The sequence below is a fragment of the Winogradskyella sp. 4-2091 genome, assembly GCF_045765065.1.
Classification (GTDB): domain Bacteria; phylum Bacteroidota; class Bacteroidia; order Flavobacteriales; family Flavobacteriaceae; genus Winogradskyella.
Genome location: NZ_JBJKOD010000004.1, coordinates 88,244 through 104,600 on the forward strand (window position 1 = coordinate 88,244; position 16,357 = coordinate 104,600).

A 16,357-nucleotide genomic window follows, 5' to 3' on the forward strand; every position below is an offset into this window, starting at 1 on the left:
TTATAATTAGATTCTATTTCTCAATGTAAATAAAAAAAGAAAGCCGCTCCCTACAGCGACTTTCTATGTGTTCTCTTAAATATGAGAACGTCTCAAACTATTGAGCTTATCATGTCATTATTTTCTATTTCGCTTTTTTAAGTAGAGTTTTCAATTCATTTATTTCATTTTCTAAACGATCTATTTTTTCTAATTTTTTATTCTGCGCTTCAATTAGTTGATTTTGCTCTTGAATTGCTTTGGTAAGAACTGGAATTATATCACTATAATAAACCCCTAAGTTTTCATTTTTTTGTAAAACACCAGGTTCATTTTCATCTGGATATACGAAATCCTGAGTTTTCACTACTTCTGGTAAAATTTTTAATAACTGTTGTGCAGAAAACCCAAGTTTCACTTCGGAAGGATTGTTGGAATTTTTCCATTGATAACTAATAGGTTCGAGTTTCATAATTTCATTTAAGCCATAACTTAGACTCTTGATATTCTTTTTTAAACGAATATCACTAGTGTTTACAACACCTGAAGTGGCATAAACGTCATCCCATCTAAATGTTGATGTACCTAAATCATATGTATTATCTATAGGAGAAACCCAAGAGCCATAAGGCCCAATCATTAAATTTCCAAAATCTGTAATATATTCAGTAGACCCTATTTGTATTGCTGTCCCATTGGTGTGGGCAGATCGATAAAATGATGCCACATATTCTAAATTTATACCATTAACAGATGCTCCATTGTTAGTTAGACTTAGAATATTTGTGCCTGCAAACATCACATTTTCTCCAGCGTCAACTCCAAATGCCATAGGGTTAGCATCTGATTCAATTCTAAAATCATTGTTTCCTCCCGTTTCATTAAAAATAGCCGATCCTCTAAGGTCTAAAGTTGCATTGGGTATTGTTGTATTAACTCCTATTCTATTAGTACTAGCATCTACAAACAGCGTACTAGTATCTACACTTAAATCGCCGTTATTACCATTCTGCAAATACATTAATGTATCATTATTGGTAATAATTTCATTACCGTCTAAACGTAATGAATTACCTATTTCTAAAACACCAGAGCCTATAGTTCCATTAGCATCAGCAGTATAAGTAAACTCTACTCTACCTGAGTTAACTTCTAAGTCACCAGCATTTGCGTTTATAACTCTACCTGCACCTGGACCTCCTTGATCATAAGCTTGGTCTAGCGTGTTAGCACTACCTATAAATGGTGTCCAAGTTGTTCCGTTCCAATAATAATAACCTTCTCCACTGCCTCCAATTACTGATGCATTTGTGTTCCATACCAATAAACTTGTTGCAGGTGCTGTAATTGGTGTTGTATTATTTGTAACATTTACTAAACTTACTCTTGGTATTAACAAACCACCATCTGTAGATGTAATGTCTAATGCAGATGATGTATCTGGATTTGTATTTCCTATCCCAACTTGTGCATAAGAAATTACTGTTAATAAACAAAAACCGATAACGATAGCTAATTTTTTCATGGTTGTCATTTTTAAATTGGTAATTTTTAATGTGATTTATACTTTACTATATTGTGAAATAAATAGTCTAATGTTTTAAGCACAGCTTATAATTATTAGATGGCATTATTCAAAGAATTAACATCCATAGATGATTTTTATTGAAGGCGTTTTTTTTAACGACCTACAATCTTTTTCATCTTAATTGTGTTATTTAAATGGCACAATTTATAGTTAGTATAAAGGGGGAATTTAATACTGATGTAAAATTACAGAACACATTATTATATCACTGTAAGACATGTAACAAATGCTATGAGATATGTAACATTGTAGTATTTACAAGTGTTACACCTGCTTTAACTGTAATTTTTGAGAGATTCTTTATACGCTGAAGTTAATACAGCAACTTAATGTTTTTGATTAGTTCTCAATTGTATTTGAATACAAACAAGTAAATTTTAAAAAAAATGAATTGCAAAAAAAAAACCACTTTATAAGTGGCCTTTCTTTCAAACTAAATTTGTAATATCTAATCCAAGATTGTTTATTTAAACCCAATATATTCTAATTCGGTTTCTAAAATATTCTTAACATATATTTTATAGGTTGGGTAATCTTCAGGCGAGACATTATCATATGGTGTAACGGCTTCAATAGTTACATTCAGTTGATTAGGCCTAGGGTTTTCATAGGTAATAGAATACTTATGATTCTTAAAGTTAAAGTTTTTACTTTCTGGAATTTCAACAAAAGTTTGACCTTCTTCAATCTCTATATTATATTGAGTTGAGTAAGAATCCACACTTTCGTATTGAATATAATCAATTGGATAATTTCGTTCTTCTAATTGAATAATAGAATTCTCATATGGATGCGTAAGTATCGGCAACTGTAGAATTTTAATAGATCCTATACTACTCAACTTTTTATTTAGAGTTAAATCAGATTTAAAAGTAAGTGAAGCTGTGTCATTTTGTTTTTTATAATCTGAAACTGTGTTCAATGTAAAATCATCACTTAGTTTAGATTCAAAATCTTCTGAAATGGATTTCTTAATAATATCTTGGTTAGGTTCACTAAACACTTCATTATAATAAGGCGTATTATGACCTATAACTTCAGTAGCTATTTGCAAATTCATGTTTTGTTGAGATAAATTAATAGTAACCTTATTATTAATTGCTGATTTTATTCTATTAACATTATCTAAGTGGATTAAATCATAAGTTTTATCACTCTTGGCAGTACTAAAAGGTATTTCTAAGGCTGTAGCTCCTCTCAAACTTGTTGGTAACGATTTATATGGCAAATACTTATTTGTCAATTCTAAAAATTGCTCTTTACCATCTATCATTACTTTTACTATACAATGATTAAAATCTGTACTTGGTAAAACCAAATTGTTTCTTCCATAATCTGAAGTTAATACCAATACTAGATTGGATTCTAATTCTGCCATTTTAGCTAGTGTAACGAACAAAGTTGAGAAATCTTTACAATCGCCTAAGCTTGTATTTATAGTTTTGGAAGGCTTTTGAGGAATAAATCCGCTTTGCTTAAAACTCACATAGCTATAATTAAAGTTAGAGGTAATATAATCGTAGATAATTTTAGCTCGCTCATTTTCACTTAGGTTTTTAAAACCATTAGGAAAAAGTAATTTAAATTCACTTTCTACTTTAGAGTTAACCTCTATTCTTGTTCTTACTAAATCTGAATACCATTCTGCAATTTCGTTCCAACTATCAATTGTATTATAATGTAGATAGCCTAATTCATCTACTGAATTTGGCATGTAATCTTCGGCAAAATCCATAGTTTTTGCACCTTTTAATTCCCACTGATAAAGCTTATATCCATTTTTATTAGAAATTTTAGGCTCTAAGTCTCCATTAATATATTTATAATTGAGATGACTGGTTTTTGGTATCAAAATATCTATTGAAGTTAAAACCATTGGATGAAAAGAATCAAATTGTATTTTATCTGAAATGTCTTTGTAGAAGCGTCCTGTAGTAGTTGCCAATCCTTCATAATCTATATAGACAACATCACCAATACTTATATCATTAAATACCAAATTAGAGCCTCTTCGGTCTGCAGGTACAATATTACCATCTGGTTTAACTAACTCTGACTTTAAAAATTTATAAGAACCACTAAGGCCCAAATTGTATTCCTTAAAGGTGTCTATTCCACTATTAGATGTTACTTCATAGACATATACATACCTATATTTAAATCCGCCTTCTTCAAACACTTCTATATTACTTTCATCTAATAAAATATTAAACCCATAATTATTTGTAGTTATTTTATTTCTGTTTTCTGTAATATAATCATAAGCGTCTTCTAAGACCAATTCATTTATAAGGTTAGATTTTTTTGATATATCATTAATCTTTTTTCTGAGTCCAGAATCGCCACTATTATGCTTAAGTGCCTTCTCGTAATATTCTAAAGCCTCATCTGATTTACCAAGTTGTTTTAAAATATCGCCTCTTAGCTCCATTGTTGTAAAACTGTAGGGATAATTTTGAAGCATTTCTTCTGTATACGGCAATGCCTTATCAAACATTTGATATTCTACATAACGATTAACCATGCGCTTTAAATAAGAATTATCCATTCTCATTTCCTTATAATGCTTGTCAATTAAATCTAAAACTTTATCCTTCTCGTTTTTCTTATCGTAATAATTGATAAGCTTATTTTCTGCACTTAAGCTAAAATTCTCTTTAGAAATACTTTCTAAGGCTGCAATAGTTCTATCTTGATCTTGAAACAATTGATCAAATAACGGAGCATATCTAAGTTTAAAGTTTGTGTTCTCGTTTTTTTCCGCTAATGAATTTAATCGCTCCAGTGTGGTTTTAATTCCAGATAAATCCTCTTTTCGTGCGTAGTAGAGAAAATCGGCTGCACCATTAATAATTTCTGAATCAAAAGCATTCTTTAGTTTTTCTATGTAATCTTCAAATTCAGTCATGGTAAGTCTAGAAAGCTCATCGTATTCTGTTACCTTATTTATTATAGGCAAGTAATATTCAGGATCATCGCGCTCTATGTTTTCATCTAACTCATCTGATGACGTATAATCTTTTTCTAAATTATAAGTTGTCATTAATGCGCTTCTTAGCAATGAGCTCTTAGGATATTTTTCATAATGAGGCATTAATATATCTCTTGCTTCATTATATTTCGAATTTCTTAAAAATGTATAATAAAGCGCATAGGTGTATAAAAAGTTATCTGGTTGAGATTTTATTTTTGCTTCAAAATAACTCTCAAAATCATTTTTCTTTTCAACAGGATTCAAATCTAATAATGCTGACTTATTATAACTCGTTGGTTTGTTTGAAAAGGAAATAGACGTTAATGGTTTTTTATTTTCATCAAAAATCGCTATCATAAAATAAGGATTAGAATTGCTTTCAGCTGATTTAAATAATAATCTATTATTACCTTTAGGCAGGTTTACCAATACCTCGTAACCATTTAAATCTGTAGAAACATCTTTGTCATACTTATAAATTTCAACATCATTTAAAAAAAGTTTAAATGCAGAACCACAACCTACACGCAAAATAACTCTTTGATCTATTGAAGAATTAATAAAAGTTTGTGCATAATTAACGTTGGAACCATATTCATTATGATTTGAAAAATTCTGATAAGCCTCAATAGGATTTGTTCCATTATACCATTGAATAATCCCGTTACTTTTAGCGTCAAAATCGGTATTATTACTAGGTGTTGTTTCGGGTGCGTAAAATTTATCTAAACCACTTTTATTCATGTTTTCAAAACTTCCGCAATACTGCCAATCTTTTATAGCATTCATTTTGGAGTTTAGATTATTATAAGCATCCCAGTTATTATTATGTCTATTTCTAATAGCATCTAAATAAAGAATAGCATCTTTTAGATCCATACTATTTAGTTCTAAAGACATTACAGCATCTAAAGTTTCAAAAGTGTTTTTATTGAAACCATCTTCTAAATAATCATCAAAAAGAAATGTTCTATTCCAAAACGCAAATAAATAATATTCAAAATCTTCTTTTTGTAGAAATGTGTTTAAAAAATCGTCATTACGTGTTATTTTACCAGACTCATTTCTGTAAATCTCATTCAGTAACAACCAATCTAAATCTGAACTTTTATTTTTATCAATAATCTTACCAGCTTCTACTCTATTATTGGATAATAAGTGGTCCCAAAACTTTGCTTGATTTTTGTTTTGTGAAAAACAATTAATGGAACATAAGATGACTACAGAAAAAAATAACAGTGTTTTATACATAAATAGAAATTATAATAAATTAATTAATAGCTTTAATAAGTTGAGCCATTTTCTCAGCTCTTAATTTTACCTCGTCTTCTGTCCATGATAATTTAATTAAACAAGAAATATTACGAGAGATATAGTGATCCGATTGGTCAAAAGATTTAGTTTGAAGATACTCTAATCCTTTTTTAACTTCGGAAGAAATAGGATATAAAGATTTTAAATCCTTTAAATGGTTCCATTTTCTAATGTAATGCCAATTGTTTTGATAATAATTCCAACAGACATCAATACCATTTATTTTAAATGCTTCAATTACTTTTTGAGCACCATCTAAATCTGGCATAAAGAAATTTAAAAAAGCATAACTCTCTTCTCCACCAACTGGCACAGTTCTAAATGTTACGCCAGGTACTCTAGCTAATTCATTTTTTATGATTGTAAAATTCCTTTTCTGTATGGCTATAAAATCTGGTAGTCGCCTTACTTGTGCTAATCCTACAGCTGCATGTAACTCTGAAATTCTAAAATTGTAACCTAAAAAGGGATGCGTTTCTGCACCTCTATCATTACCAACATGGTCATGACCATGATCACTAAAATGGTCTGCATTAATGTAATAGTCTTTATTATTAGTAACTACTGCTCCACCTTCTCCACATGTTATAGTTTTTACAAAATCGAAAGAAAAACAGCCTAAATCTGCGATACTACCTAATGGTTTTCCTTTATAAGAGCCTCCTATGGCTTGGCATGCATCTTCAACAAAAACTAGATTGTGGTCATTACAAATTTTACTCAAGGCGTCCATATTACCCATAGAACCGCACATCTGCACAATCATCACAGCCTTAGTCTTTGGCGTAATAGCCGCTTCAACAGCTTTAGGATCTAAGGTTAGTGTATCATCAATATCTACTAAAACCGGAATTGCACCTAACATCATTATGGCTTCAAAACTAGCTACAAACGTAAATGTTGGCATTATAACCTCATCACCTGCACCTACGCCTGCCGAAGCCAATGCCACCGAAACAGCTGCAGTTCCGCTAGACACTAACTGAACGTGATTTGAATTAAAGGTTGTGGCTAATTCTGCTTCAAGCTCTTTTGCTTTCCAATGACCTTTACGCATGCCATCAAAACCATAGCGCATTAAAACACCATTGTCTAAAACATCGTTAACTTCTTTTCGTTCTAAATCACTGAATAATTCAAATCCTGGCATATATTAAATTGGTTTTATAAATTGAAAATTGTACAAACAAATATAATATTTTGAAGGTTTTAAAATAAGAAACTGACTACAAATCTATTATAGTTTCTGACACCTGTTTTCTCACTTTTTTTAAACCAGCAAACATATCATCGCCTGCTCTATAACCTACAGGAAGCATTAACACAGAATTAAGTCCGTAGGTATCTAACTTAAGTAATTTGTCTACCTCTGCAGGTAAAAAACCTTCCATTGGGCAACTATCAATGCCTTCAATTGCACAAACCGTCATTAGGTTACCTAATGCAATGTAGGCTTGCCTTGTAGCCCAACCTATCTTTTTTTCTAAAGGCATAGATTTTAGAGTTGTCTGCAACTGAGCTTTAAAAGGATCTAGAATAGAATCTGGTGTATTTCTTATAGATTTAATAGTTTCAAAATGAGCATCTACATCATTTTCATCAATCTTAGTCTGTATACATAAAACCAATACATGTGATGCATCTACGACTTGACGCTGACCATAAGATACATCAACTAATTTCTCTTTTAGTTTAGCATCTTGAACAACCACCATTTTTAGTGTTTGTAATCCATAGGACAAAGCCGTTAGATTAAAGGCTTCTTTTAAAGTTTTTAGTTGCTCTTTAGAAAGTTTCTTTTTAGAGTCAAACTTTTTTGTCGCGTAGCGCCATTTTAATTTTTCTATGACAGACATTCTATTCTTTTTAACAAAAATAAGGAATTATCAATTGCCGAATTTCACAAACGACCTCAATTATTAACTTAGATTACTTTAGTTCATAAATTTAAAATTTAACGGTTTTCAGGGTATTACATAAACATATTCCAATTTAGATTTGTAACGTAAAACCTATGAGTACATATGTTGCATATATATCGTACAATACGTTTTTTCATATTGAGAAAGACTATTAATGGAAAGAAATGATAATAGACATTTTACATTTAAGGTTTAATACAAGTAAAACCTTAAGAACATTGACCGTTTATCGTATTTTTTTGTATGTTTGTCGATATTGCTAAGTTTTAGAAAAGTCGAAAAACCCGATTTTATTTAGAAACAAGATTTCAATAAAAATGAATAAAAACCTCATATTAATTCTAGTTCTAGCGTTTAGTTTAAACACTTTTAGTCAAGACTTTAGTGCCATCTGGAATACTGCAAACACGGAAACTAATTCTACGTTAGATAACCAAATTGAGATTCCAACAAACCCAGTGTACACCTATGATTACACAATAAATTGGGGCGATGGTAATACAGACACTAATGTCACTGGCAATATTACACACACTTATGCCTCACCAGGTACGTATACTATAAATATATCGGGAACCTTTCCTCAAATTTATTTTAATAACACAGGAGATCGACTAAAAATTGAGGAGATTCTTGATTGGGGAAATATTCAATGGCAAAGCATGGAAAATGCATTTTGGGGTTGTAGTAATCTAAATTTTGATGCGATCAGTTCTCCAGATTTATCCCAAGTTACAAGTTTACAGAACATGTTTAGGAATTGTAGCAGCTTCAATGGAATCGTTAATAACTGGAATACTATAACAATAACGAATTTATCTGGCATGTTTGCTAGTGCAGTAACATTTAATAGACCTTTAGATAGCTGGAATGTGAGTGCTGTTAACAACATGTTTGAAATGTTTTTTAATGCTAGAAACTTTAATGAACCTCTAGATAGCTGGAACACCTCATCCGTTACAGATATGGCAAGTATGTTTAGAGAAGCCTATGATTTTAACCAAAATATAGATAATTGGAGTGTAAATCAGGTTACTACAATGCAACGCATGTTTAGTGGCGCTTCAAATTATAATTCGCCTATTAATTCATGGAATGTAGCCAATGTTTCTGATATGTTTGAAATGTTTGAGGATGCTAACAATTTCAACCAACCATTAGATAATTGGGATGTGAGTAACGTTACTAATATGTCTGGTATGTTTGATGATGCAGATGATTTTAATCAGCCTGTTGAGATATGGAATGTTGGGAGTGTTACGGATATGTCAAATATGTTTAATGAAGCAGGTTCATTTAATCAACCGTTAAACAACTGGGATGTTAGTCAAGTTACAAATATGTCTAGCATGTTTGAGAGAGCTACTATTTTTAATCAACCTATAAACAATTGGGATGTTGGAAATGTAACGACTATGCACTCCATGTTTGACGGAAACTTTGGTGGTTCAAGTTTTAATCAACCGCTAGATTTATGGAATACTATTAATGTTACAGACATGAGTTACATGTTTAGACGATGTGACTTTAACCAACCTATTGCTAGTTGGAATGTTTCTAACGTCGTAACCATGTCTGGTATGTTTTATTTAACGCCTGCCTTTAATCAACCTATTGAAAATTGGGACGTTTCTCAAGTCACTAATATGGCGAGTATGTTCTATCAAGCCGAACAGTTTAATCAACCATTAAACAATTGGAACACTGGTGCTCTTACAAACATAAATAGCATGTTTAATAATGCACCTCTATTTAATCAACCATTAAATAATTGGGATGTTAGTAACGTAACAAATATGTCTAGCACATTTAATGGTGCAAGTCTATTTGATCAAAATTTAGCTACTTGGAATATTACTAGCGTAACAAACATGACTAACATGTTAAGTAATTCAAATTTAACTTTAGAGAATTATGATAATACCCTTATCGGATGGGCTGCTCAAACCGTTCAAAGTAATGTTTCGTTAGGTGCATCATCACTTACCTACTGTGATAGCTTAGAAGAAAGGCAAGATCTAATTGATATTCACAATTGGAATATTACAGGAGATAGTGTTAACTGCTCGTACGTATTATGTACATCAATTATTTCGCCTATTGATGGCGACACCAATGTACCTGCCAACTCAAACATTATTTGGGATCCTGCTCCAAATGCTACAGGATATATTATTAGTATCCGAAGAGAAGATGATATGGGCAACATCATTCAAATTATTTTTGATAATGAAGATGTTGGTAATGTTGTGAGTGTCACTTTTACCAACGAATTTCTTCCTGGTGATAATGTATTTGTAACCGTAACACCATATAATGACGAAGGGCCAGCAACCGATTGCGATGAAATCTATTTTAAAACCGTAGAAAGTTGGGTTAACAGTCCTGATGCTTTTAAACTAACATACGATACGCAACTGCTAGACGGTACGTTTACAACACCTATAAACCAATTAGAAATACAAACAAGATCAGGAATAACCTATGATTTCTCAATTGATTGGGGCGACGGACAATATAATAACAATGTCACAGGAGATATAACACATACCTATTTAATACCTGGTGTTTACACGGTTAGTATTATTGGCGATTTCCCTGCACCAAGACATGAAGAATTCTATAGTGATGGTTACAAACTATTAACAATAGACCAATGGGGAACTCAAGTTTGGGAATCAATGCAAGGCGCTTTTGCTGGTTGTGATAATATGGAATACAATGCCACTGATATTCCTAACCTTACCAATGTCACTGACATGAGTAGAATGTTTATTACTTGCTACAACTTTAATGGAAACATAAATTCTTGGAATGTAAGTAATGTTACTAATATGTACGCCATGTTTGGTGTTGCAAATTTATATAACCAACCTTTAGATAATTGGGATGTTAGTAATGTTACTAATATGTCTTTAATGTTTTTTGGTACAGATGTATTTAATCAAAATATTGATAATTGGGATACATCTAGTGTTACAGATATGAATAGAATGTTTGAAGGTACAGATGCTTTTAATCAACCATTAAATAGTTGGGACGTGAGTAATGTAACTGATATGAGCAGTATGTTTGAGCGTGCTGCTGTTTTTAATCAACCTTTAAATAATTGGAATGTTAGTAGTGTAACTAGCATGGAAGAAATGTTTTACAGCGCTTCTGATTTTAATGGAGAAATTAGTAATTGGGATGTAAGCAACGTCGTTGATATGAATGAAATGTTCAGATCCGCCACTGTATTTAATCAACCTATAAACGGATGGAATGTTGGCAATGTAATTACTATGAGCAGTATGTTTTATGGTGCTTCATCGTTTAATCAGCCTTTAAATAATTGGGATGTTGGCAATGTAATTACCATGAGTAGTATGTTTTATAATGCATCTGCATTTAACCAACCATTAGATTCATGGGATGTATCATCGGTTACCAACATGTATTCAATGTTTAGAAGTGCAACCTCATTCAACCAAAATATAAATAATTGGAATGTAACTAATGTTATTAATACCTCTAGTATGTTTCAAAATGCTTCCGTTTTTAATGAACCATTAGATCAATGGGATGTAAATTCTGTCGTAAACATGACGTCTATGTTTGAAGACGCGTCAATATTTAATCAACCAATAAATAACTGGGATGTTAGTGCTGTAGCTACAATGTCTTCTATGTTTGAAGATGCAATTGCATTTAATCAACCTTTAAGTTCTTGGGATGTAAGTTCTGTTACGCTTACAGATGCTATGTTTAAAGGTGCTATAATTTTTAACAATCCAATAGATAGTTGGACAGTCGCTTCTGTTACCAATATGATGTCCATGTTTGAGGAAGCAACTGACTTTAACCAACCTTTAAATAATTGGGATACTGGAGAAGTGCTCACAATGCAAGAAATGTTTAAAGCAGCTGCATCTTTTAATCAAGAAATAGATGCTTGGGATGTTTCGTTTGTAACCAATATGGAAGAAATGTTTATGGAAGCTTCAACTTACAACCAAACAATGGATAGTTGGAATGTTGCCTCTGTAACCACTATGGAAGGTATGTTTGAAGATGCAATTGCCTTTGATAGTGCAATAAATAGCTGGAATGTACGCCAAGTATTAACCATGAAAAATATGTTTTATGGTGCCACTGCATTTAATCAAAGGCTTAACAATTGGCGAGTCACTGGTGTTGAGAATATGGAAAACATGTTTAGGGACGCCATTTCTTATAACCAATCTATGGATGCATGGAATATTGGTACGGTTACCATGAGAAGTATGTTTAGAGATGCTTCTGCCTTTAACCAGAATTTAGTGGATTGGGATATAAGTAATATCACTAATGCAACCAATATGTTAGATGACTCAGGATTATCTAGAGAAAATTATGATGCAACATTAATTGCTTGGTCAGAGCTTACATTAACACCAGGATTAACTCTTGGTGCGGATAATTTATTGTATTGTGATGCTTTACAACAACGACAAAGTATAATAGACAATTACGGATGGAACATTCTTGGAGATATACTAGATTGCCCTATTCCTGAATGTACCCAGTTAATTTTACCATTAAATGGCGCTACTGATGTACCTGTAAACACTAATTTAACATGGGAAGATGTTCTATTTGCTAATGGCTACCGCTTAGAAATCACAATTCAACCAGGTGGAACTGTAATTAATGAAGTCTTAGGCGATGTCACAACGTATCAATTTCCTACCAACTTTACTGGAGGAGAAACGGTATTTGTGACAATAATTCCATTTAATGATACTGGTGATGCTGTAGGACCATGTACTGAAGAAAGTTTTACAATCTCTTCTAATCCTGCAACAATTCCTGAGTGTACAAATCTTACTTTACCTTTAGATGACGCTACAGAAGTTGAAGTTGAAACAGACATAAGTTGGTCTCCTGTAATTAATGCTAATGGCTATAGGTTAACTGTAGTTACAAATCCTGGAGGCATCGTAATTGTAAATAATGAAGATGTTGGGAATGTAAACACCTATGATTTCCCAACGGATCTACCAGAAGAGACACTAATAGAAGTAACAATTACCCCTTATAATGATGAAGGCGATGCTAGTAGTTGCGTAACTGAAAATTTTACGACACAAACTATTCCTACAGCACCATTATGTACCAACTTAATAAATCCACTTAATAATAGTATAGATGTTGCCATTGATACAAATATTTCTTGGAATGCTGTAGCAGATGCCACAGGATATTTAATTAGCATAGGTACTACAAGTGGAGGAATTGAAATAGCCAATAGTATTGATGTCGGAAATATGACGACTTACGATATACCGAATGACCTTCAAAATACGCGGACTTATTATGTGACTATCATACCTTACAATTCAATTGGTGATGCAACTGGTTGTAATGAAGAAATTTTTATTACTGAAGATCCAATTTCTACAACACCTGCATGTACTAATCTTACGAGTCCTAGTAATGGTAATACTGATATTGCAACTACTTTAAATCAAATTACGTGGAGTACTGCTGCAAATGCGACATCCTACAGCGTAACCATTTCAGGAACCGTAAATAATGATATTACTAATTTTGAAACGACTGATACCTTCTATAATTTTACTAATGCTTTTGTAAATGGAGAAGTTGTAACCGTTAGCATAATTCCTTTTAATGCTACTGAAAATGCATCAGGTTGTATCTCGGAAAGTTTTACGATTATTCCTGAAGCCCCTAACTGTACAAACCTAACTAGCCCTTTAGATGGGGCCAATGGTGTTGCTGTAGATTTAAATCAAATCACATGGAATACTGCTACAAATGCAACGTCCTATAACGTAACCATTACTGGTACAGCGAATAATAACATAACCGATTTTTCTACTACTGATACTTTTTACAATTTTGCTAATACGTTTACAAACGATGAAGTTGTGACGGTTACCATTATCCCTGTTAATGGAACAGTTGATGCTACTGGTTGCGCGTCTGAAAGCTTTACTATTATTCCTGATACACCAAATTGTGCAAATCTTGCTAGTCCTTTAAATGGCGATACAAATATTGAAACAACATTAAACCAAATAACATGGAATACAGTTGCCAATGCGACACTTTACAGAGTGACTATTTCTGGGACTGCAAATAATGATATTACAGATTTTGAAACGACTGACACTTTTTATAATTTCAGTAATCCGTTTGTAAATAGTGAAGTTGTTACCGTAACAATAATTCCTATTGATGATAACGTGGAAGCTTCTGGTTGTGCGTCGGAAAGTTTTACTATTATTCCTGAAACACCAAGTTGTACAAATCTTATAAGTCCAATTGATGGCGAAACTGAAGTTGCTGTAAATTTAAATCAAATCACATGGAATGCTGCTACAAATGCAACGTCCTATAACGTAACCATTACTGGTACAGCGAATAATAACATAACCGATTTTTCTACTACTGATACTTTTTACAATTTCGCTAATACGTTTACAAATGACGAAGTTGTTGCAGTTACCATTATTCCTGTTAATGACACTGTTGAAGCTACTGGTTGTGCGTCTGAAAGTTTTACTATTATTCCTGACACGCCAAGTTGTACAAACCTTACGAGTCCTTTAAATGGCGACACAAATATTGAAACAACATTAAACCAAATAACATGGAGTTCAGTTGCCAATGCAACACTTTATAGAGTAACTATTTCTGGAACTGCAAATAATGATATTACAGATTTTGAAACGACTGATACCTTTTATAATTTCAGTAATCCGTTTGTAAATAGTGAAGTTGTTACCGTAACAATAATTCCTATTGATGGTGCTGTGGAAGCTTCGGGTTGTGCGTCGGAAAGTTTTACTATTATTCCTGAAACACCAAGTTGTACAAATCTCACAAGTCCTATTAATGGCGAAACTGAAGTTGCTGTAGATTTAAATCAAATCACATGGAATGCTGCTACAAATGCAACGTCCTATAACGTAACCATTACTGGAACAGCAAATAATAACATAACCGATTTTTCTACTACTGATACTTTTTACAATTTCGCTAATACGTTTACAAATGACGAAGTTGTTACAGTTACCATTATTCCGGTTAATGACACCGTTGAAGGTACTGGTTGTACATCTGAAAGTTTTACTATTATTCCTGATACACCAAGTTGTGCAAACCTTTCTAGTCCTTTAAATGGCGATACAAATATTGAAACAACATTAAACCAAATAATATGGAACACAGTTGCCAATGCGACACTATATAAAGTTAGTGTCTCTGGAACTGTAAATAATGATATTACAGATTTTGAAACGACTGATACCTTTTATAATTTTACTAATCCATTTGTAAATAACGAAGTTGTTACCGTAACAATAATTCCTATTGATGGTACTGTGGAAGCTTCGGGTTGTGCGTCGGATAGTTTTACTATTATTCCTGAAACACCAAGTTGTACAAATCTTATAAGTCCAATTAATGGCGAAACTGAAGTTGCTGTAGATTTAAACCAAATCACATGGAATGCTGTTGACATTGCAACAAGTTACAAGGTCACAATTATTGGTACTACTAATAACAATGTCACAAATTTTGAAACTACAAATACGTATTATGATTTCACAAATGTGTTCGTAAATGAGGAAGTTGTTTCGGTTACTATAATTCCTGTGAATGATACCGTTGAAGCTACTGGTTGTACATCTGAAAGTTTTATTATTATTCCAGAAACACCAAATTGTACAAACCTTACGAGTCCAATCAATGGAGAAACTGATGTGGTCATTGATTTAAATCAAATCACTTGGAATGCTGTTTCTAATGCAACATCTTATAAAATTACTATCACTGGAACTTTAAGTAATAACGTTACAGCTTTTGAAACGTCTGAAACATTCTATAATTTTTCAAATCTATTTGAAAATAATGAAGTCGTAAATGTAACCATCATTCCTGTTAATGACACTGTGGAAGCTCTAGGTTGTACCTCAGAAAGCTTTAGCATTGTAAAAGTACCACTATGTACATACCTCATTGCTCCTTTTGATGGTGAAACAGATGTAGCAGTAGAATCCCAGTTAGCATGGGAAGACATTTATAATGCTGATGGTTATTTACTCGCCATAGGCACAACTGTTGGTGGTACAGATATTTTAAATTATTTAGACGTAGGGCAAACTACCTCATATAGTTTTGATGATGATTTGGAAAGTATTACAACTTATTACGTTACAATAATTCCTTATAACATAAACGGTGAAGCCGAAAACTGTACTGAAAGTAGTTTTACAACACTCAAAATTCCTAAGAACGATGTTAAGTATGGCTTCTCTCCTAATGGTGATGGTGTTAACGATTTTTGGAACATTGTTGGCATAGAAGACCATCCTAACAATACCGTATCTATTTATAACAGATGGGGAGATTTAGTATTTGAAATTGACGATTACAATAATACGTCTAACGTTTTTAGAGGTGTAGCCAATAAAAAAACGAAAATGGGTGCAGGAAATCTTCCTGATGGAACCTACTTTTTTCAGTTCTCTATTAGTGGTGAACATAATTTTAAAACCTTAAAAGGTTACGTAATTATTAAAAGATAATTAA

The 16,357-nt window shown here is 32.3% G+C and carries 5 protein-coding genes; 1 reads left to right on the forward strand and 4 read right to left on the reverse strand.

Features of this window, described 5'->3' with window-relative positions:
• Positions 1-124 precede the first annotated feature (124 nt).
• From ACJBCC_RS06560 to ACJBCC_RS06575, 4 genes are all read right to left on the reverse strand, one after another.
• A complete protein-coding gene (locus ACJBCC_RS06560; protein ID WP_407556718.1) occupies positions 125-1,504 on the reverse strand; it encodes a tail fiber domain-containing protein in 1,380 nt (459 codons plus the stop codon).
• Positions 1,505-2,030: 526 nt separating this feature from the next.
• Positions 2,031-5,792, reverse strand: a complete 3,762-nt coding sequence (locus ACJBCC_RS06565) for a transglutaminase domain-containing protein (RefSeq protein WP_407556719.1) — start codon at positions 5,790-5,792, stop codon at positions 2,031-2,033.
• A gap of 19 nt (positions 5,793-5,811) precedes the next feature.
• Positions 5,812-7,005 carry a DegT/DnrJ/EryC1/StrS family aminotransferase gene (locus tag ACJBCC_RS06570; RefSeq protein WP_407556720.1) on the reverse strand — a complete coding sequence of 398 codons (1,194 nt, stop codon included), beginning with the start codon at positions 7,003-7,005 and terminating at the stop codon, positions 5,812-5,814.
• A 76-nt stretch (positions 7,006-7,081) separates the two neighbouring features.
• Positions 7,082-7,711, reverse strand: a complete 630-nt coding sequence (locus ACJBCC_RS06575) for an NAD(P)H-dependent oxidoreductase (protein WP_407556721.1) — start codon at positions 7,709-7,711, stop codon at positions 7,082-7,084.
• Between the two features lie 383 nt (positions 7,712-8,094).
• Between ACJBCC_RS06575 and ACJBCC_RS06580 the strand changes: the two genes are divergently transcribed.
• Positions 8,095-16,353: a BspA family leucine-rich repeat surface protein gene (locus ACJBCC_RS06580; RefSeq protein WP_407556722.1), complete on the forward strand. Its 8,259-nt coding sequence runs from the start codon at positions 8,095-8,097 to the stop codon at positions 16,351-16,353.
• Positions 16,354-16,357: the final 4 nt, after the last annotated feature.